The organism is Priestia sp. 40, assembly GCF_049368575.1.
Classification (GTDB): Bacteria; Bacillota; Bacilli; order Bacillales; family Bacillaceae_H; genus Priestia; species Priestia zanthoxyli.
Genome location: NZ_JBMPZA010000015.1, coordinates 110310 through 131413 on the forward strand (window position 1 = coordinate 110310; position 21104 = coordinate 131413).

The 21104-nt window shown below is 37.6% G+C and carries 20 protein-coding genes and 1 riboswitch; of the genes, 5 read left to right on the plus strand and 15 right to left on the minus strand.

The window, feature by feature from the left end; genetic code table 11:
• Positions 1-7 precede the first annotated feature (7 nt).
• The 3 genes from ACO1DI_RS15470 to ACO1DI_RS15480 all read right to left on the minus strand — a co-directional run bounded on the left by ACO1DI_RS15470 (position 8) and on the right by ACO1DI_RS15480 (position 3355).
• The gene (locus ACO1DI_RS15470; RefSeq protein ID WP_014461457.1) at positions 8-868 is read right to left on the minus strand and encodes a RhaT/GlcU family sugar-proton symporter; all 861 of its coding nucleotides are present in this window, start codon (positions 866-868) and stop codon (positions 8-10) included.
• A gap of 219 nt (positions 869-1087) precedes the next feature.
• Positions 1088-1774, minus strand: a complete 687-nt coding sequence (locus ACO1DI_RS15475; RefSeq protein WP_014461458.1) for a response regulator — start codon at positions 1772-1774, stop codon at positions 1088-1090.
• Between the two features lie 12 nt (positions 1775-1786).
• Positions 1787-3355: an ATP-binding protein gene (locus ACO1DI_RS15480; protein ID WP_140451632.1), complete on the minus strand. Its 1569-nt coding sequence runs from the start codon at positions 3353-3355 to the stop codon at positions 1787-1789.
• 108 nt (positions 3356-3463) lie between these two features.
• On the opposite strand from ACO1DI_RS15480, the gene ACO1DI_RS15485 reads away from it, so the two are divergent.
• Together ACO1DI_RS15485 and ACO1DI_RS15490 are read left to right on the plus strand one after the other, a co-directional pair.
• Positions 3464-4522, plus strand: a complete 1059-nt coding sequence (locus ACO1DI_RS15485) for a DctP family TRAP transporter solute-binding subunit (protein WP_014461460.1) — start codon at positions 3464-3466, stop codon at positions 4520-4522.
• A 147-nt stretch (positions 4523-4669) separates the two neighbouring features.
• Positions 4670-5938: a dicarboxylate/amino acid:cation symporter gene (locus ACO1DI_RS15490; protein ID WP_014461461.1), complete on the plus strand. Its 1269-nt coding sequence runs from the start codon at positions 4670-4672 to the stop codon at positions 5936-5938.
• Between the two features lie 36 nt (positions 5939-5974).
• Here ACO1DI_RS15490 and ACO1DI_RS15495 read toward each other — a convergent pair whose 3' ends face one another.
• Positions 5975-6640 (minus strand): TerC family protein, encoded by a 666-nt coding sequence (locus ACO1DI_RS15495; RefSeq protein ID WP_014461462.1) that lies wholly within the window; start codon positions 6638-6640, stop codon positions 5975-5977.
• Between the two features lie 376 nt (positions 6641-7016).
• Between ACO1DI_RS15495 and ACO1DI_RS15500 the strand changes: the two genes are divergently transcribed.
• Positions 7017-7199 (plus strand): YolD-like family protein, encoded by a 183-nt coding sequence (locus ACO1DI_RS15500; RefSeq protein WP_243557481.1) that lies wholly within the window; start codon positions 7017-7019, stop codon positions 7197-7199.
• A 79-nt stretch (positions 7200-7278) separates the two neighbouring features.
• Here ACO1DI_RS15500 and bioA read toward each other — a convergent pair whose 3' ends face one another.
• The 5 genes from bioA to ACO1DI_RS15525 form a co-directional block, all read right to left on the minus strand.
• Positions 7279-8652 (minus strand): adenosylmethionine--8-amino-7-oxononanoate transaminase, encoded by a 1374-nt coding sequence (gene bioA / locus ACO1DI_RS15505; protein WP_243557483.1) that lies wholly within the window; start codon positions 8650-8652, stop codon positions 7279-7281.
• Positions 8633-9355, minus strand: a complete 723-nt coding sequence (bioD, locus tag ACO1DI_RS15510) for a dethiobiotin synthase (RefSeq protein ID WP_423145454.1) — start codon at positions 9353-9355, stop codon at positions 8633-8635. The genes bioA and bioD overlap by 20 nt, the downstream gene beginning before the upstream one ends.
• Positions 9356-9387: 32 nt before the next feature.
• Positions 9388-9951 carry a biotin transporter BioY gene (locus tag ACO1DI_RS15515; protein ID WP_014461466.1) on the minus strand — a complete coding sequence of 188 codons (564 nt, stop codon included), beginning with the start codon at positions 9949-9951 and terminating at the stop codon, positions 9388-9390.
• 137 nt (positions 9952-10088) lie between these two features.
• A complete protein-coding gene (locus ACO1DI_RS15520) occupies positions 10089-11525 on the minus strand; it encodes an amino acid permease (protein ID WP_013055535.1) in 1437 nt (478 codons plus the stop codon).
• A gap of 314 nt (positions 11526-11839) precedes the next feature.
• A complete protein-coding gene (locus ACO1DI_RS15525; RefSeq protein WP_013055534.1) occupies positions 11840-13033 on the minus strand; it encodes a NupC/NupG family nucleoside CNT transporter in 1194 nt (397 codons plus the stop codon).
• Positions 13034-13171: 138 nt separating this feature from the next.
• A riboswitch (purine riboswitch) is annotated at positions 13172-13273 on the minus strand.
• A 397-nt stretch (positions 13274-13670) separates the two neighbouring features.
• On the opposite strand from ACO1DI_RS15525, the gene liaG reads away from it, so the two are divergent.
• The gene (gene liaG / locus ACO1DI_RS15530; protein WP_014461467.1) at positions 13671-14531 is read left to right on the plus strand and encodes a LiaG family protein; all 861 of its coding nucleotides are present in this window, start codon (positions 13671-13673) and stop codon (positions 14529-14531) included.
• Between the two features lie 26 nt (positions 14532-14557).
• On the opposite strand, the gene ACO1DI_RS15535 is transcribed toward liaG, so the two are convergent.
• Positions 14558-14752: a hypothetical protein gene (locus ACO1DI_RS15535; RefSeq protein ID WP_013055532.1), complete on the minus strand. Its 195-nt coding sequence runs from the start codon at positions 14750-14752 to the stop codon at positions 14558-14560.
• A 284-nt stretch (positions 14753-15036) separates the two neighbouring features.
• Positions 15037-15885: a dihydropteroate synthase gene (gene folP / locus ACO1DI_RS15540; protein WP_080564783.1), complete on the minus strand. Its 849-nt coding sequence runs from the start codon at positions 15883-15885 to the stop codon at positions 15037-15039.
• A 353-nt stretch (positions 15886-16238) separates the two neighbouring features.
• Between folP and ACO1DI_RS15545 the strand changes: the two genes are divergently transcribed.
• Positions 16239-17225, plus strand: a complete 987-nt coding sequence (locus ACO1DI_RS15545; protein ID WP_014461470.1) for a S8 family peptidase — start codon at positions 16239-16241, stop codon at positions 17223-17225.
• Between the two features lie 97 nt (positions 17226-17322).
• Here ACO1DI_RS15545 and ACO1DI_RS15550 read toward each other — a convergent pair whose 3' ends face one another.
• From ACO1DI_RS15550 to ACO1DI_RS15565, 4 genes are read right to left on the minus strand one after another with little or no spacing between them, the layout of a single operon-like run.
• Positions 17323-18519 carry an ABC transporter permease gene (locus ACO1DI_RS15550; protein WP_014461471.1) on the minus strand — a complete coding sequence of 399 codons (1197 nt, stop codon included), beginning with the start codon at positions 18517-18519 and terminating at the stop codon, positions 17323-17325.
• On the minus strand, positions 18516-19205 hold the full coding sequence (locus tag ACO1DI_RS15555; protein WP_014461472.1) for an ABC transporter ATP-binding protein: 690 nt from the start codon (positions 19203-19205) through the stop codon (positions 18516-18518). Before ACO1DI_RS15555 ends, ACO1DI_RS15550 begins: the two co-directional genes overlap by 4 nt.
• Positions 19202-20332, minus strand: coding sequence for an efflux RND transporter periplasmic adaptor subunit (locus ACO1DI_RS15560; protein WP_115653104.1), 1131 nt, complete (start codon positions 20330-20332; stop codon positions 19202-19204). The genes ACO1DI_RS15555 and ACO1DI_RS15560 overlap by 4 nt, the downstream gene beginning before the upstream one ends.
• A complete protein-coding gene (locus ACO1DI_RS15565; RefSeq protein WP_014461474.1) occupies positions 20333-21019 on the minus strand; it encodes a Yip1 family protein in 687 nt (228 codons plus the stop codon).
• Positions 21020-21104: the final 85 nt, after the last annotated feature.

Sequence of the window (21104 nt, forward strand, 5' to 3'; positions counted from 1 at the left end):
CTCCTAGTTAGCTTTTGGCGAGCCCTAACATGACTCCTGCTATGATGATCAGTATAATTCCAATAATAATCCCAACTAACTGACGCTTCGTTTTCTTCTCACCTAAAATAATGATTCCGCCTAATGTTGAAATGACGATTCCCATTTGGGAAAGCGAAAAGCTTGTCGCTACGCCTACTTTAGGTTGTGAGATGAATAAAAACATATTACCAGCGGCCCAAATAAGACCTGGGATAATGTTGCGAATTGCATATTTATTAAATGGCTTATGCTTAAACGTCAGCAATACTCCCCCAATAACCATACCAATTGCTTGAGGTAATAAAGCCGACCATCCGTCTACATTAAATAGACGGGCTACTACAACATAAACTAAATAACCCACGGTTGAAATTAATAAAATAACAATTCCTTTTTTGAAGTTTCCTTTTCCTTCTTCAGCCTCTTTCTCTTCTTTGCTTTGAAGTGATGTTAAAATAATCCCTACAATAATAAAGATAAGAGCGAGCACACCAAGAATGATTGAAGTTTTTGTAGACCACTCGTGAAACACAATTACTCCAAATAATGAAGTGGAAACTAACTGAAGCCCAGTTGAAATAGGCATCGTTTTAGAAACTCCAATTAAATCAATACTTTTCAGCTGATTACTTTGTCCAACTGCCCAAAATAACCCGGATACAACTCCAACGCCAAAGATTAAAGGTGTAAGGGTAGGGTGTACAAAAATATAAATACCGATGGAGAAAATCAAAGCTCCCAATGTGGTTCCAAGCGTTTGACTATAAGGTCCTCCGCCTAGTTTCACATTGAAAAGCACAATGCTTCCCCAAAATATGGCTGGTAAGACGGCTAAAAATATGTCCATGTTTCAAAACCTTCCTGTGCTAAAATTAAATGTCAAAGTGCATATTCCCCGATTTTTCCGCCATTAATCCTTTTTCAGGGACATTTTATGAATTAATGACCGCACGAAATATTCTTTGGATAGCGAAAACTGTATACCTTAATTTGTTCTAGGAGAGAAAAAGATATACTTTCTAACGCAAAAAAACAGCTTTTCCAAATAAAAGCTGTTCTGTATGATTTAATTTATTTTTAACATATAGCGATTAATAGGTCTCCCCACTCTGCCGTATTCAACTGATAATTTCAGCTCGTTTTCCTGTTCCAAAAACTCTAAATACCTTCTTGCTGTAACACGCGCAATTCCTACACCGTCCGCCACTTCTTCAGCAGAAATTGGATGATTTTGTTCTGAAAGATATTGTTGTATCCTCCTTAACGTAACTGCATTTAGCCCTTTTGGAAGCAAATCGGCTTTTTCTTCGAATTGCTGAAACAGCATAGAATCTAATTCAGACTGAGTAATATGTTCTTTTTGACTTATTTTAACTTGAAAAGAACGATACTGCTCAAGCGCTTGCTTCATTCGCTCAAACTTGAACGGCTTCATAATATAATCCACCGCGCCGTATTGAAGAACTTTCCGTACCGTTTCAATATCGCTTGCAGCCGTAACTGCAATGACATCTGTTTTATAGCCATTTGCTCGAATTTGCTGTAAGGTGGTTAAACCATCTTGACTAGGCATATACATATCAATGATTGTTAAATCAGGCTGATGCTGTTTAATGAGCTGTATACCCTCTAAACCATTCGAAGCTGCAGCGATAACGGTGAACCCTTCAACTTGTTCAATAAATTGGCGGTTCACTTCTTGTACCATAGGATCGTCTTCTATTAGAAGCACCGTCCATTCTTTTTTATTCATTTCCCACTCCCCCTATAAAAAGAATGTAATGATAAAAGTCGTTCCAACACCTACTTCTGACTCTACTTCAATCTGACCGTTTCCTTTTTCAACAATTTGTTTTACTAAATGCAAACCAATTCCTCTATTTTCCTTTGCTTTGGTTGAAAATCCTTCATCAAAGATTCTCTCTACTTGATCCTCATTCATGCCACATCCGTTATCTTCAACTAATATAGAAAGAATGCCGTCATTTTGTTCCATACTTATATAGATCTTCCGTTCACGACGCTCTATATGCTGATACGAATCAAAAGCATTCTCAATTAAGTTACCAATAATAATCACAAAATCATGATGATCTAAGTATAGAGGAAATGAGTGAAGCTCGCTGTGGCGATCAATAGCTAACTCAATTCCAAGTTCTTTGGCACGGCTGACTTTACTCAACAGCAATCCCGATATACTTTCATCTTTAATATGCTTATGAAGAAATTGCGTGAGCTCTTCTTGCTGTTCAGACACTTGAAAAACGTACTGAAGAGCCTTGTCTTTATTTCCAAGCTGGATAAGCCCTGCAATCGTATGAAGCTTATTCATGTATTCATGGTTTTGAACTCTAAGAGCGCTTACAAATGATTTAACTCCTGTTAACTCTTCGGCTAATTTTTTAACTTCTGTTCTGTCTTGAAAAATAGCGACCGCACCGACTGTGTGATTATTAACCTTAATCGGCACACGATTGCTTAAAATATTCAAATTCCGAACTTGAAGCTCTCGATTATAAACAGGCTGATTAAGCTGCAGAATTTCTGGAAGCCTTGTATCTGGAATCACATCATAGATCTTTTTTCCAATTACCTCATCGGGTACATCCATCATAATTTTCGCTTTATGATTAAAAATAGTGATGTTCTCCTCTTTATCAATGGCGATGACTCCTTCATGCATGGCATTAAAAGTCTCCGTTCGTTCTACGAACAAACGAGCAATTTCATGAGGTTCAAGCTCAAACATCTCTTTTTTAATACGAGATGCAAGAGCCCACGCTCCCCATCCTCCAAAAAAAAGAGCAAGACCTGAGATAAGAAAAATTTCTTTTTTTAAACTTAAAATAACCTCTGTAAATTTCGGAAGAAGATAGCCTGAGACAACGACTCCTACTTGTTCATGCTGATCGTTTACAACGGGCACAAAAGAGCGAATGACCATTCCGCCTTCTCCTTTTGCTTTATCAGTATAGGTATGTTCTGCAAAAGCCTGGCCCTCGTCCTCTCCTTTAGAAATTTTCCCAATCATGCTTTGCAAAGGGTGAGACAAACGTTCGTGATTCATGTTCATAACCACTACATAATAAGCACCGTGAATAATGCGAATCGGCTCTACAATTTGATTAATGTTCTTGCTATCTTTTTCAATTTTTTCTCGAATTTCAGGCATTTCAGCAACTGTTCTCGAAGTGATCAAAGCCCTTTGCTCTAAATCATTTTCTTTTGACTGCACAAAATTATTAATCACGACAATACTTGCTAAAAACAACGAAAAGACCACGATAAAAAAGATTAACCCCGTCATTTTCGTTTGCATCGATAAGCGCATCATAGCGGAACACCTACTGCTGATTGAAGTTTATTTTAATTTTACCACGTTGAGAAATTGCGTGTTAGAATATTTGTAGAGAAAAATTATTGAATCGCGGGGTTGGACATTTTGAAGATGTTTATAGGGGCAAGCATCATTGTTAGCGTTTTCTTGATGATCTATGTTTTTTTGCAGTATACGGTTATAAATCAGGATAATGTGTATCATGATGATGAGCAAAAAGGATTAAATAAGCAAATTGTGATTAATTTTAGCCACGTTGTAGCTGAAAACACCCCTAAAGGCTTAGCCGCTCAAAAATTTGCTGAAATCGTTAATCAAAAATCGGATGGCAAAGTTAAAATTGAAGTATATTCAAACGGTGTATTATATTCAGACGACGAAGAACTTGCCGCCCTTCGCCGAAATGATGTACAAATGATTGCGCCTTCCATTTCAAAGCTAAGTGACCTCTCCCCTACGTGGCAACTTTTTGATCTTCCCTTCATTTTCGATGGTTACAGCGAGGCAAAACAAGTGTTTACCGGAAAAATCGGACAGGATTTGTTAAGTACGCTGCAAGAGAAAAACATTAAAGGGCTTGCTTTATGGAGCAACGGATTTAAACAAATGACTAGCAATACGAAACCTTTGCTCCATCCAGCAGATTTTCAAGGTCAAACGTTTCGGATTATGCCGAGTGAAGTAATCAAAAAACAATTCGAACTTCTTGGCGCTAAGCCTCAGGCTGTCTCGTTTAATAAAGTATATCAATCCCTTGAACGACAGGAATTTGATGGACAGGAAAATACGATTTCTAATATTTATTCAAAACGTTTGTACGAGCTGCAAAAATATATGACCATCAGCAACCATGGATACTTGGGCTATGCTGTTTTAATGGATCAAAAATATTGGGACAGCCTCCCTGAAGATGTAAAACAACTATTAAGTGATGCAATGGTAGAGACAACTAACTGGATTTGGACTCAATCAAAAATGATGAACGATGAACAGCTGCAGCACATAAAAAATAAATCTGGCATGCGCGTTTATTACTTAAATGATACACAGAAAGCCGAATGGAAAAAGCAGTTCAACTCTCTTTATCAATCGTTTGAAGCCAATGCAACAAAACAAACGCTTGATATCATTCAGCAAATAAAAAATATCGAAAGCAAAAAGTGATGACTATATGTTCATCACTTTTTTTTGACCAAAATGACCAAAAAGAACATTATCACCAGAAATATAAATAGTTAAAATTATCAGTTAATATAAGGATAAGAATAATGTAAGCGTTAACAAAAAACATTCTCGAAAGGAGTATTACATATGAAATTAAGTTTTAAAAACCTAACTGTTCAAGTTGTCATTGGTATCCTTCTTGGTATTGCAATTGGCTTCATGTTTCCTGAATTTGGAGCTAAATTAAAAGTATTGGCTGATATCTTCATTAAACTAATTAAGATGGTGATTGCCCCAATCATTTTCTTAACAGTGGTCATCGGTATCGGAAGCATGGGAGATTTAAAGAAAGTGGGACGAATTGGAGGTAAAGCTCTTTTATACTTTGAGATTGTCACTACTTTTGCCTTAGCAATTGGAATTATTGTTGTAAACTTTATCAAACCTGGGGCTGGCTTTAATATCAATGGCGCAAGCGGAGCTGATGTTACTCAATATACGCAGCAAGCAGCTGAAGCGGAGCATGGCTTTATGGAGTTTATCATGGGAATTATTCCAGACAGCGTATTTGGCGCAATGGCAAATGGTGAATTATTGCCAATCTTATTCTTCGCCGTACTATTTGGGATGGCTACAGCTACACTCGGCGAAAAAGCGGCTCCTGTCATTACATTCTTTGAACGCTGTACAGATATTTTCTTTGGCATTGTTAATATGATTATGAAACTTTCACCTATTGCGGCGTTCGGAGCGATGGCTTATACGATCGGTAACTTTGGAATAGGCTCTCTTCAAAAACTCGGTTTCTTAATGGGATCTGTTTACATTACTATGTTCTTATTTATTGTATTTGTACTTGGAAGCATTGCTAAGATTTATGGATTTAATATTTTTAAATTCATTGCTTTTATTAAAGAAGAAATTCTTCTTGTATTAGGTACATCTTCTTCGGAATCTGCACTGCCAAAAATGATGGACAAAATGGAGAAGTACGGATGTTCAAAATCTGTAGTAGGACTTGTCATTCCAACTGGTTACTCATTTAACCTAGATGGAACAGCAATCTACTTATCCATGGCTGCTATCTTTATCGCTCAAGCGTATGGAGTCGACCTGTCGTTAATGCAAGAGATTACGCTACTTGGTATTTTAATGCTAACGTCTAAAGGAGCTGCCGGAGTTACTGGCTCTGGATTTATTACACTAGCCGCTACGCTTGCTGCGTTCCCGATGATTCCAGTTGAAGGAATCGCGTTGTTAATTGGGGTAGACCGCTTCATGTCGGAAGCTCGTGCCATTACAAACTTAATTGGAAATGGTGTAGCAACTGTAGTTGTATCAAAAATGGAAAATGAATTTCATCCTCCTGTAGAGACGATACAAGACGTTAATTCCGCACCTCCATTAGCTAAGTAATAAAAAAAGACCCCCTCACAGGGGTCTTTTTTATTATTAATGCGTTTCTTTTTTAGAACGTCCGCTAAGTTTCCCAACAACAACAACTAAAATAGCTAACAAAATAGGAACAATCGTATGCAAATGCGGATTTAATCCTTCTAATATATGTCCTACCGCTTTGTCTTTAAAGATCATTTCACCAGCAGTATAGCCAAGAAGCGCTGCTCCGGCAATGATGATAATCGGGAATTTTTCCATGATTTTCATTAAAAGCTGACTTCCCCAAATGATTAACGGAATGCTGATAACAAGACCAAGGATAATGAGTAGAATATTGCCGTTAGCCGCACCCGCAACCGCTACTACGTTATCCAAACTCATAACAAGATCCGCTATAATAATTGTTTTAATAGCACCTGCTAGAGTTGAATTCGCTTTAATATCTCCGTCATCTTCACCTTTTAAAAGACTAATCGCAATCCATAGAAGCAGCAGGCCTCCAATGAAATTTAAAAATGGAATTGTTAATAAATATACAGCGACAAACGTTAGCCCTACACGTAATACAACCGCTCCTAATGTACCGAAAACAACCGCTTTGTTTCGATGCTCGTCCGGAAGATTCCGACAAGCTAAAGCAATCACGACTGCGTTATCGCCACTCAGTACAATGTTAATTAGTAAAATTTCTAAAAGATTTAAAATAAAACTCTGATCCATAAAAAAACTCCTTGATTGATTTTTATTAGTCTATTTCTCTATCTCTTATTTCATTACTAGAAATAGAGAACTAAAACTCTATCAATATAACCCGTTCTTACCCTTTAATGAAAAGAAGTAGTTATTTCACTAACAGTATTTTATCACTAAAAAGAACTTTGAAATAGGTATTTATAAAGGAAAAGTCAGTTCATTACAATAAATCAAACCTTATTCTTTATCTTTCATCTGTTTTTCACCATCATCCTCTACTATTAGTAGCAGGAGAGCATTTATAAAAAACAGAGTAATTTTTATAAATAATACAAGCCTCCAATGCTTCTTCATTATTTTGTAGTTTTTCGTCAGCTACGATATAAGAAGGGAGAAAATAGGTATGATTTTAAAAGCATTAAAAACGAATAAATTACTAACTATTAACTATCAAAACAACGGTTTTATTAAAACGGTCAAAGGTTATATTCAAAACTTAAACTTGCTCGAACAAACTCTTCTATTAAAAGATGAAAATCAGCATGTGCGATCACTTCGACTATCAAGTATTAAAAACATTTATTGATTGAAAAAAGATCCGAACGATTCATCGTTCGGATCTTTTTTCAATTAAATAAAATATTTTTGTCTGACCCTCTTTTTATTTAGCTCACTGTATAGCGTGCGATTACTTCTTTAATCGATTCATATACAATTTCAACCATTGTTTTTAATTCTTCGTCTGTCATTGAAAGAATAGGCATCATCGTAATCACAGGACCTAGCTCTCTAATAATTAAACCTTTTTGGCGAGCCGCTAAAATAATGTCTCCCATCACTTTTTTATCTTCAAAAATAGACTTTGTTTGGCGGTCTTTCACAACTTCGATTCCTGCCATTAATCCTCTTTGTCTAATGTCTCCCACGTTAGGCAGTTCATAAAGCTTTAATAGATAACGTTTAAAAACTTTTGACTTTTCTTTTACGCTACGGATTAACTCTCTTTCTTCCATCAGTTCAATATTTCTAAGCGCTACTGTACAGGCCAATTGATTTCCCGTATACGTATGTCCATGAAAGAAGGTTTTATTTTCATCTGGATGAGCTAAAAAAGCATTAAATATCTGTTCGCTTGTTAACGTAGCAGCAAGCGGCATATACCCTCCTGTTATCCCTTTTCCTACACACATAATGTCCGGTACAACATCTTCTTGTTCACATGCAAACAGCGTCCCTGTTCGCCCGAATCCGACAGCTACTTCGTCACAAATGAGCAATACCCCGTACGCTTTGCACAGACGCTCTACTTGTTTTAAAAAACCGGGAGGATGTGTAATAATACCCGCTGCTCCTTGCACAAGCGGTTCAATAATCAAACCGGCTACTTCTTCTCCTTTGTTCTGCAAGAGCTTCTCTAGCTGGTGAATACAGTAAGCTGAAGCTTGCTCTTCCGTTTCTAACTCGTCCATACGGTAAGTATAAGGTGAAGGTGTAGGAATTCGTTCAAACAGCAAAGGCTTAAAGATGCGATGAAATAAATCCATGCCTCCTACACTGACTGCCCCAATTGTATCTCCGTGATATGCCTCATTCAATGAGATAAATTTACTTTTGTTTTTGTACTTTACAGAGTCGAGATTTTGCCAATATTGATAGGCAATTTTCAACGCAATTTCGACAGCGGCGGAACCTGTATCGGAGTAGAAGACTTTCGATAAGCTGCCAGGAGTAATTTCCGCTAGCTTTTTGGCTAACAAAATGGATGGAACGTTTGCGGATCCAAGCAGCGTAGAATGCGCTAATTTTTCCACTTGTATATGTAAAGCTGTATTTAATTCCGGATCATTATGTCCATGCACGTTCACCCATAGAGAAGCATATCCGTCTAAATATTTGTTTCCCTCTACATCGTATAAATAGCTTCCTTCTCCCCTTTCAATAATAAGAGGACTCGATTGACGGTAAGCTTTCATTTGTGTAAACGGATGCCATACGTATTCTTTATCCCATTTCTCCAGCTCAGCTTTGTGATACGGCACAGTCAAACACCTCCTGAATATGTTGAATAACACTTTTTTGCCTCATCATTTTCTCAATATATACATCTAACTCTTCATCTATATGTGTGAATACTGGAACGGTCATTAAAGATGATAGTTGAAGCAGCTTTTCAATTGTTCGAACATTATCGTTATGAATGATACTGCTGTGATTAAAACGATTAAAAATCAGTCCTTTGATGTTAAGCTGATGCTCACTTGCATATGAAAAGGTAGAAAGCGCATCGTGAATAGCTCCTAATCCCGTTGTTCCAACAGCAATAACCGGCATTTGTGCATCTATGACCAAATCTTTAGTCATATAAAACGCTGTTTCCTCTTCAATTAAAGGGACGGCAAGGCCTCCCGCTCCTTCCACGAGTACTATGTCAAATTCCTTTTTTAATTCATCAATGCATTTTAAGACGATTGAAGGCTCTACCTTCCTGTTGCTCAGTGCAATAGCCAAATGAGGCGACGTCTCCGGCTTTAACTGATAAATACCTGTATTTGCTACTCCTATCTTCGTTTCAAACCAGTGAATATCTGGATAACCTCCAATTTTTTCTTGGTAGCCGGTTTGAAATGGTTTACAAATTGTCGTTTTTATTCCTAGACGGCCAAGTATTTTATACAAAATACTTGTAACCAGGGTTTTTCCAATATCTGTTCCAGTTCCCGTAATAAAATACGCTTTGCCCATTTTCTTTTTTCTCCTTTTTTTCTATGTCTTAGTTACCCCGCTTTAACCCGCTTTGATGACAAACGGCTAAACTGAGGCTGCATTCGGTGAATCAGCACTGAACATAAAATACACAACAAAAGATCTCCAGGCATTGGCAAAACAGCTCCAAAAAGAAGTGTATCCCTCAGTGAAAGAGGCTTGTCAATTATCCATTTCATTGCTCCGTAAAGCCAGAAGCAGCCGACTGCATACACAATAGCTAACGTAGATAAATTAGCTGAAAAGATAGCAAAAGGTTTCCTTAAGTCATATTTTTGAATAAGGTAGCCGTTGATAAATGCACCTGCAGCATAGCCAATTAAATAGCCAAACGTTGGTTTGAAAATATACCCTAAACCTCCTCCTTCTGCAAAAACCGGAACACCAATTAACCCAATACCTATGTAGCATAGCTGACTATACAAACCTAAACGCGGACCTAGCAGCGCACCGGCTAAATAAACAGGAACAATTTGAAGAGTAAACGGTATGTAGGGAATAGGAATTTTTATAAATGCACCGATCGCCGTTAAAGCTGCAAATAAAGACACATACGCAATTGTCTTCGGTTTCATATTCACCCTCCTTTCTCTTTTCGCTGCTTTAAGTTTGCAATAATTTCTTTTTATTTGTCAACTTAATTTTATTTTAAGTTTACAAATAAACAATAAAAAAAGACGCAAAAACCTGGGCTTTTGCGTCTTTTTGATTTTTATAAAATTACTTTTTTGTCGTCTTTAAGCTGCACTTCTTGACGGCTAATAGATAAATCAACTTTCTTTTTTACACGTGCATGATAATAAGCATAAAACAGCAGCGCTAGTGGAATACCGACATACAGTGCCATTCGCTGTTCTGCATCAAATGCCATGCTTCCCAATACGATTGTATTTAATACTAATGCGATTAAAGGTAATACCGGGTAAAGAGGGACTTTAAATTTTAAATCCTCGATTTGCCCTCCTTGATTTATATATCTTTTTCTAAATGCAAGCAGTGATGCAGCAATCGTAATCCAGCCGATTTGTGCACCTAAACCCGCTGCAGAAATGAGCCATACAAATACTGTTTCTTGAGCAAAGAATCCTGAAAGTAGAGATAAAAGCGCAATGCCTAAAGTTAAAAGCAAGGCGTTCATCGGCACACCGCGTTTATTTACTTTCATGAAAGCTGAACTTGCCATGTTATCTTTTGACAATGAATACAGCATACGCGTTGCTGCATAAAGACCTGAGTTAGCTACAGATAACAGTGCCGTTAGGATAACAAAGTTCATAATATCTGCTGCATATGGAATACCAATTTGATCAAATACAACAACAAATGGACTCTCCACTACGCCTGCTTTTTCAAGCGGAATCATACCTGCTAAGACAGCTACAGCTAGTACAAAAAATACAAGCGTTCTCCATACTGTTTGTTTAATTGCTCTTGGTACAGTCTTGTCTGGGTTTTCACTTTCCCCAGCCGCTACACCAATAAGCTCCGTACCTTGGAATGAGAAGTTAACTGTAATCATGGTAATCAACACGGCACTAATTCCGTGAGGGAACACGCCGTGAGCCGTATAATTAGAGAAAAGCGGTGCGCTGTCTCCATTACTTAATGGAAGAAAACCAAACATAGCAGCTCCACCAAGCACGATAAATAAAATAATAGCTAACACTTTAATGCTCGCAAACCAAAACTCCGCTTCACCAAATGCTTTAGCTGACAGTGCATTTAATGAGAATAATAAAAGCGCAAATATAGCGCACCAGATCCATACAGGAGAATCAGGAAACCATCTTTGCATGAGCTGACCTGCTGATAAAAATTCTAATGCAACCGTTACAGCCCAGCCCAACCAATATAACCATCCAAAAGCGAAACCAACACCAGGGCCAATAAATTTTGTTGTATATGTCTGAAACGAACCGGAAACTGGCATTGCTACTGCAAGTTCCCCTAAGCAAAGCATTGTTAAGTACATAATGAAGCCACCTACAATAAACGAAAGGATAGCTCCAATCGCTCCTGCTTGGCTAATCGTGTATCCTGTTCCTAAAAAGAAACCTGTACCGATAACCCCGCCGAGCGAAATCATAAACAAATGTCTGCTTTTCATCGTCTTTTTTAATTCATTTGTTTGCTGTTGTCCTTCTATCATATTAACGACATTTCCTTTCAACCTATTTATTACGAGATATTACCTAGAAAAAAATTAATAAACCTTTGTTTTCTATGCATATTTACTTACATATTTATGCGGCGTTCTCAATTTAAATGAAACAGCCATTTGTAATCTTAACATAATGCTCACTAGATTTAAAATGTTTTTCTGAAAAAGTAAAATGAATTTTTCTTGAATAGTGTGATTTTCTTTTACTGTTGATATTCATAACCGTTTTTCTTTAAATGAATAGAGGATGCAACAAGAAAAAAGCTGTGCTTTCGTCTTCGAAAGCACAGCTTTTTCACTCTTTACCAAACAAACAATCCAACAATCATAGCACTTAATAAAGAAACAGCGATACCGCTCACAAGCAGTTTCCATACGTTTTTTCCAATAATCGTTGATTTACCTTCTGATAACGTAGAATTATACGTCCCATAAATCATACCAACCGTACTGAAGTTAGCAAAAGATGTTAAGAATGTTGTAGCAACTGCAATCGTATGCGGTGGAAGTGTATCTAGATTTTTCTTCAAATCCATCATTGCCACGAATTCATTTGTTGCTAGCTTGATACCCATCAGCTGAGCTACGTACATTGCATCATGTCCCGTTAGCCCTAGTAAGAATGCGAATGGACTAAAGATATAAGAGAAAATCTTTTGTACAGTCAAGCCGTCTACGATAACGCCTAAAATACCGTTAAGCGCAGATGTAAGAGCTACATATCCAATAACCATCGCTAAAATAACAATTACCATGTTCATTCCGACTAACATACTGTTTGAAATGGTAGAGAAAAAGTCTTTTTTCTCCGACTTTGGCGGTACGTAAATCATATCTTCTTCTTTTGTAACATGAACTGGATTCAATAAGCTGACTAAAATAAGCGCGTTTAAACAGTTCAGTGGAATTGCTGTAAACACGTACGTAGCGGGAACCATTGTTAAATAAGCACCGATAATAGATCCGCTAATACTGCTCATACTCATAATTCCAAACGTAAGCAAACGGTTGTCTTTTAACACAGAAAGTTGATTACGAATAACTGCTAATGCTTCCGTATTTCCTAAGAACATCATTTGAATAGCGAAAAAGCTTTCTAATTTAGGCAAACGAGAAACTTTCGAAATGACCCAGCCTACTTTATCAATAATCCACGTTAAAATACCAAAGTAAGATAAAATATCAAAGAACGTCACGACAAAGATTATAGGCAGTAATGCACTGAAGAAAAAGTCAACCGTTTCATTCCCCATTACGGATGGGAACGCAAAAGCAATTCCATCGTTAGCACAGGAAATCAGCCAAGTAAAGAACGAAGCAATTTTATTAATAATCCATGTTCCGATTGAAGTTCCTAACATAAACCAAGTAATGAGGACTTCAACGACCAACAGTGAAGCAATCGGACGCCACTTTATTTCTTTCTTTTTAGGAGAACATAAGAAGACGACACCCATTACTACAAAAACGCCTAATAAATTTAATAAAAAGTACATGCAAGCCACTCCCAGGTGTGTATTTGAAAAACAAAAAAAGCTCTTACTTTTCATAAATTCTGACAATAACAGAAAGTATGAAAAGTAAGAGCTTTGAAAGAAGGCTGTATCTATGATAATACGCCCTTCTTTTTGCTGCTTATATCCAAACTTTCTTGTAGTCTAGTTTTTTACGGTTACTAGGTAGAGACTATCAGACCATATTACTGATAATATACAAGATCGTAATCTTAGCTGTATTCAATTGATATGAACAAATTCTACCCTTTATTTTTTTAATAATCAACACTTTAAAAGTTTTTCGGAATAATAAAATTGGTATGAAAATTCTATTTATTTATCACTTCTTTTGAACTACCCGTCGGAAAATTACACAAAAAAAGTGAATTTAATCGTCCTTTTAACTCAATTATTTTCCTATTTTTGAAACAAAGAAATTGATTCTTTAATGAGTATGTTTAAATATCTACTTCGCTTTTCATTTAATTCCTCGAAAAAAATGTTTCATTTTTACGACTTGAGACGTAGAAAAAAATAATCCTGCTGTTCGTTGAATTTAACCGCTTTTCAATTTACACTTTATGGTAGAAGAAAACAAACTTAATTTAGGTAGAAAGCGGGTTATAACGTGAAAAAAATGTTGGCTTTTATTTTAGTGATAGGTGGTACTGCAGTTCTCTTTTCTACTGCATTTGCGCCTTCCTCTTGGTCGTTAAGTTCATTCAAGACGTCCAAGTCTGAAGCGGCGTTATCAAGTGATATTCAGCATATTCAAATTGACTCTCCAAGCATCAGTACAACTGTCGTGCCGCAAGATCGTCAAGATATTAAAACAAAAGTAGAAGGTAAAGGAAAAGTAGATGTAAAGCAAAATGGAGACACCCTAGTCGTCACTTATCAAAAAAGTCCTTTTCAATGGCTTTCTATTTTTTCAAACACAAAAGTGACAATCTACATTCCTAGAGATTACCACCACAATCTTGCGCTTACGGTAGGTTCTGGAGACCTTCAAGTTGCTACACAGCCTGAGCAAGCGCTTCAGCTGAAAGATGTTTCGATTAAAGTAGGCTCTGGAAATGCAAGTATTTCAAACTTGAGCAGCACCTCTCTTGGTACGGATGTCAATTCTGGAGATTTACAGCTGAGTAATGTTGAAAGCCAAACGGCTAAATTTGCTGTAGGCTCTGGGGAAATTAAAGGAACAAACTATAAAGGAAAACTTCAGGCGCGCATTGGATCTGGTGATCTCTATATGGATTTTAAAAAGCTAGAAGAAGCCGTTTCTGTAGATGTAGGATCTGGAGATGCCATGTTGGTTCTTCCGAAAAGCGCTGGTTTTAAAGTGAATGGAAAAGTAAGCAGCGGTGATATAAACAATGACTTTAAGTTAAGCAATGCAACCGTAACAGAAGATGTATTAAAAGGAAAGCATGGAAATGGAAAATATCCTATTGATGCAGCTGTTTCAAGCGGAGAGTTAACGTTAAAATCAAAATAAAACGAACACGGAAGTGTTCGTTTTATTTATGGTCTCACTGCAATATACCATGCTACTCCTACAATTGATCCTATGAATACGACTCCGTAAATAATAGATAAATTCACTATACTTTTCTTTTTAGATTTCCCGTAATCTTCATCTACTTTCTTTGCAGCACTGATCGTACCTGCAAGGGCAGCAACGCCGATAATAATGACAAGAAGCAATGCTAATTTCATTCATTCTCTCCTCCATATTTCGGTGATTGAATAAGATTGAATACCAAGATATTATTTATTTCATTTTAAGCAGCACGATTTAATCAGAATATGAAAGCGTTATATCTTCTCTTTCTATCATAAAGCTAAATTATGTAAAATCAACCATCCAATCGTACATTATTTTCCTCCGCCACTTTACATACATAAAAAATTCCCGAGCTTCACTGCTCAGGAATCTTTACCTAATAGACATGACATTTTAAGGTTTTAAAATGACTTTAATGCAGTTATCTTGATGATTATTAAAACTGAAAGACATGTTTTCCTACCAGTACATCTGCCATCTTTACAAAGCGCTTAATTTCTAATACGTCATGAACCCGAACTATTTGTACGCCTTGTGCAATCCCAGCATATACAGTAGCTGCGGTTCCTTCCATTCTTTCCGTAGGAGGAGCATCGACTATTTGTCCAATAAATCCTTTACGAGAAGTAGCAAGCAGCACCGGATAACCCATATTCGTCAGCTGATCTAAATGCTGAATTGCTTCTACATTATGGGCAGCCGTTTTTCCAAAACCAACGCCTGGATCTAAAATAATTTGATCATCTCGAACTCCTGCAGTCTTTGCAATGGAGATGCTTTCTTTTAAATCACTTATCATATCTGTAATCAGATTTGTATAATTGGGCTCATGGCGATTATGCATTAAAATAATAGGAACATTATAGTCAGCTGCAACTTGAGCCATTTTGGGATCAGCCTTTGCGCCCCATATATCGTTAATAATATGTGCTCCTGCTTCTAGCGCATGCTTGGCCACTTCCGACTTGTATGTATCTACGGAAATCGGCACCTCTACGCGCTTAGCCACTTCAGAAATAACGGGTACAATCCGTTTAATCTCTTCTTCATCGCTAATTCTTGTATAACCAGGACGAGTTGATTCTCCTCCGATATCAATGATGTCTGCTCCGTGCTTCACCATTTCCTCAGCATGAGCAACTGCTTTATCTACATCGTAGTATTTTCCGCCATCTGAAAATGAATCCGGGTTTACGTTTAAAATCCCCATAATAAGCGTACGGTCCGCATAATTCAGTTCATACTTTCCGCATTTAATGACGGATTGAGACGTTAAAGTTGACACTATACTCAGCCCCTTCGTAATTTGCAAATTGATGTATATTTATAAATATCATGTATTTTGAGAATGTCATACCGTTCGTAATTATATCAAAAGTCACCAGTTCTATGTTATTTTTCTTGGAGTTTCTTTCTTCTATAGTGTGAGATAAACATTAAAAGCGAATACACAGATAACATTAAAAATCTTTGTAGGGCTTGTCTTTAGGGTCTTTTTTCCTCTTCTCACATCTTTTATGAGTCTTTTTATTCAAAAAGAAAGGAATCGCATAAAAAGCGTTTAATTTATAGCAATAGTTGGGAATTTATAATTAAGCAACTTCCATTTTTATGGAATTCATTTTAAGGAGGATGACTATGACTCAACAACCGTTACAAGTCAAATTAATTCCTTATACAATTGAGTCGATTATCGACTCAACAAACGAAACGCCTAAAGGAGTAAGCTTAATTCAAGCGCCGTCTATTTGGGAACAAAGCAATCAAGGGGAAGGCATTGTAATTGCAGTTATCGACACTGGTGTTGACACAAATCATCCTGACTTAAAAGATTGTATTATCGGAGGAAGAAATTTCACTTCCGATCATAATGGAGATTCTTCTATATTTGAAGACAATAATGGGCATGGTACTCACGTATCGGGTACCATTGCTGCTGCGCTCAATAATGAAGGGGTAGTAGGGGTGGCGCCCAAAGCAAAAATTTTAAGCTTAAAAGTACTTACCGGTGAAGGATCTGGAAATTACGAATGGATTATTGACGCTATTAACTACGCCGTCGAATGGCGCGGTCCTAACAATGAGCGAGCGCGAGTTATTTCCATGTCACTGGGTGGACCACAAGACGTTCCAGAACTGCACAAAGCTGTTCAAGATGCTGTTAATAAAGATGTTTCTGTCGTTGTTGCAGCTGGAAACGAAGGCGATGACCGCGAAGAAACACTTGAATATTCGTACCCAGGAAGTTACAACGAAGTGATTCAAGTAGGAGCCGTAGACAGCAACCTAGACTTAGCTCCTTTTACCAATGTTAATGAAGAAGTAGACTTGGTCGCACCTGGTGTTGACATTATCTCTACTTATTTAGAAGGTAAGTACGCTACGCTTTCAGGAACTTCTATGGCAACTCCCCACGTTGCAGGAGCTGTAGCACTATTAATTAATTTATGTGAGAAAGAATTTGGACGCTCTTTAATTGAAGCTGAAATCTATGCTCAACTTGTAAGAAGGACGCTTCCTCTTGGATATCGAAAAAGCTCCGAAGGAAATGGATTTCTCATGCTTAATCTAGTGGAAAAAATACACGATATTATCAACGTAGCCCGCATCAATATTAGTAAGTGACAAATAAGAAAAAGCGGATCATATAATGGTCCGCTTTTTCAAAAATGATTGGAAAGCTTTTCGTCAGTTTGAAATAAAAACATGCAAATGAATGTCTCTATTCATACCTTAATGCTTCAATTGGATCTAGCTTCGCCGCTTTATTTGCAGGAAGCATACCGAATACAATACCAATCGTCATGGAGAACAATACTCCTCCGAGCACTACTTGCCACGAAATTAATGATGGCCATCCAGCAAATAATGAAACAAGAGCTGCCCCGCCTGCGCCGAGGCCAATGCCAAGCAAACCACCAATAAGCGTGAGCGTAATGGATTCAATCAAAAACTGAGTTAAAATTTGTCTTTTGGATGCGCCTAGTGCTTTACGAATCCCAATTTCCCTTGTGCGTTCCGTTACAGAAACCAGCATAATGTTCATAACGCCAATTCCTCCAACAAGCAGTGAAATGCCTGCAATTGAACCAATAATTGTGGTCATAATGCGCGTTACATTTCCAATACTATCTGCTATTTCTTCTAAGTTCTGCACTTGGTAAGCATCTTCCGCATCATGCAAGTTATTTAACAAATCCGTTGCGTCATTGCCTACTTTTTTTAGCTGATCAGAGCTTTTTGCTTGAACGCTAAGGTTTGTGTAGTCAAGCTTACCGAAGCTTGATTTATACGTATTGTCTGGAATATAAATAGTTGGCATTTCAAATGCCAAAAACCCCGTTGGCTTTTTTGTCACACCAACAATTTTGATAGGCTGTCCTTGAACCCATACTACTTGTCCAAGGGCTTCTTTTTTATCAAACAGCTCTTTTTTCATATCGCTTGTGATAACACCTACTCGATTACCTGATAAAAAATCAGAGCTGTCTAACATTCTTCCTTTTGAAACTTCCAGCTGATTAACTTCAATATACCCTTCATTAATTGCATTAACAGTCGTATCTGATTCCTTGTCTCTATATCTTATTCCCATTCCCATTGAGCTAGAAGCCACCACATTCTTCACGCCGGGAATAGTCGAAAGAGCTTTAATGTCATCCTCTGTAAAGATCGGCTCCCCCATCATTGAAAGGTCATCAGCTTGCATCTCGTCTTCAGGAGGCTGATAGTATACATCAACTGTATTGCTTGCTCCTGTTATTTCCGACTTAATCATCTGTTCTCCGCCTTGACCAATGGCTACAACGATAATAACAGCCGCTACGCCAATGATAATACCAAGCATCGTCAAAACAGAGCGCATTTTATGAGCAAGAACCGAAGAGAGAGCCATGCGAATATTTTCTATCAAACTCATAAGCTATCGTTCTCCTTATCGCTATGACTTAGCACTTTACCGTCACGAACGATAACTGTACGCGATGTGTATTCTGCCACTTCAGGTTCATGGGTAATGACTACCACTGTTGTGCCGTCTGCATTAAGTTTAGAAAATTGCTCCATAATATCAGCACTTGTTTTTGTATCTAGAGCTCCTGTTGGTTCATCTGCTAAAATAAGCGTCGGATTGTTAACAATAGAACGAGCAATAGCAACGCGCTGCTTTTGCCCTCCTGATAGCTCGCTCGGTAAATGTTTCATCCGCTCACTCAGCCCTACTTTTTCAAGCGCAGCTTCTGCTCTGGCGCGTCTTTCCTTACGAGATACGCCGGCGTATACCATTGGAAGCTCTACGTTTTCTACCGCTGTTAAACGCGGCAACAGCTGAAATTGCTGAAAAACAAAACCAATATGAATATTTCTTACTTTTGCCAGCTCCTCATCACTATAAGTGGAGATTTCTTGTTCATTTAATAAATAGGAGCCTGAAGAAGCGCGGTCTAAACATCCGATAATGTTCATTAGTGTTGATTTACCGGAGCCTGAAGGACCCATAATCGCAACAAACTCACCGTCGTAAATCTTCAAATTAATATCTTTTAAAATTGGCACTTCCTCTTTGCCCAGATGATAACTTTTATGAATATTTACAAGTTCAATCATTGAACAGTCACTTCCGCACCTTCAGTTAAGTCCTTTGAAGGATTTGTAATGACTTTGTCTTTAGAAGAAACGCCGCTTTTGATTTCAATAAATTTATTTGTTGTTTCTCCAATCTTTACTTCCTTACGAACCGCCTTTTTATTTTTCACTACGTATACATATTTTTCTCCGTCTTCATTTACAACTGCTTTTATCGGCAGTGATGAAGCTTTTTTACTGCTTGTTTCAATCTCGAGCAGCAGCTTGAATCCCGGCTTAATCATCGTAATATCCTGGTCATCTACTTTTACTTCAATTGGATATTGATTAGCCGCATCATTGCCGGCTTCTGCTGATGCCTGCTGCTGAGGTAGATAGTCAATTTGTTTTACGCTCCCTGCCCATTCTTTATCAGGCAAAACATCTGATGTAATTTTGACAGCTTGACCGGTTTTAATTTTTAATGCATCGTACTCAGACAGCACACCAGTAGCTAAGTATTCATCGGTATTACCAATATGTATAAGCGGTTTTTGAACGTCACTTGTGTTATTAACCGCTTCTTTATCTACTTCTAGCACCGTCCCATTAATATCACTCGCTACATCTAAATTACGTTCTTTTTTAGCAATTGATTTGGCTTCTAGTTTGTTTCGTTCTAAATCAATTTTAGCCGTTTCTAAATCGAGATTGAGCTGCGTACGCTCCGTGTCGATTTGATCTCTCGCTTCTTGCTTACTCATTTCTTTTTCTAATTCTTTTTGTTTTTTATTTAAATTAGAAAGCTGTTTGCTTACTGAGTCAATTTGCAGCTGACTCGATTTTTTTTCTAGCTTGTTTTGTTCTTGCTCTAAATCAAGCGCATCGCTTTCGTACGTTACAAGAGAGGTTCCCTGCTGTACACGAGAACCTTCTGTTACGTGAAATCGTTCAACCTCGCCTTTTTCAGCATCAAAATAGACATATTGCTCATCAGCAAGCTTTAGCGTACCCGGAACCATAACTGTATTTCTTAACTTTTTTTCCTTTATATTCGCTACGTGAACATTGATTGCTTTCCCACTTACACTTTGTGCACGATATACGTTAATCCCAATAACCGCAACAATAACAACTGCTACAGCTGTAATAATTATTCCTTTTTTCATTTACAACCCTGCTCCTTTAAGCGCTTCTGAAGCAGCTCCTCCAACTCCTGAAATAGCCGCTCCTAAGATGAATAAAATAATCACTGTGATAATAGAAGCAGCTTTTGATACATTCGCCACTTTTTGTAGTCCTACTGCTGTCAGAATAAGTCCCCAAATAGAAAAGATTTCAATGGAATTAAATACTCCTCCCATAGCACCTTTAGCCCCAACCATTCCATTTAACGAAGTCACATTCGCTGAAGTATGTGCTAGTGCAGCGACTCCCGTATTAATTAGCTGACCGATTGTTGTGATGAACGTAACAAACAAATTCAAACTAAACATTTGGCGGTACGTTGTTTTTCCAGTTCCTAACTTTGCAATTAAAAACAGAATCAAACTTGTGAATGCCAGTGTAGCAACTACTGCAATAACTCCGCCAATTGCTCCGCCAATCATACTAAATGTTGAATTCACTTCAATGCCAGCTTCTTTTTGCTGTTGCAGCGCCTCTTGTGCCTGAGGGGTATAGACGGCTAGAATCGTTGTTGCAGCTGTTAAGATGAGGATAAGTAAAAGAGGTCCCCAGATGATCGGATTACTTTTCATTTTCTCAAACTGTACAACCGGACTCGTAATAAAACCAAAAATAGAAGGCTTTCCTTTCTCTTGGACTTCGGAAGATACGTTAACTTCTGTACTCATAATCAAACTCCTTTTATTTTGTTTTGTTAGTAGCTCTTAAGACCCGTCTTTCACTACTTTTTCAAGGCTTCTAGCAAAATCGACT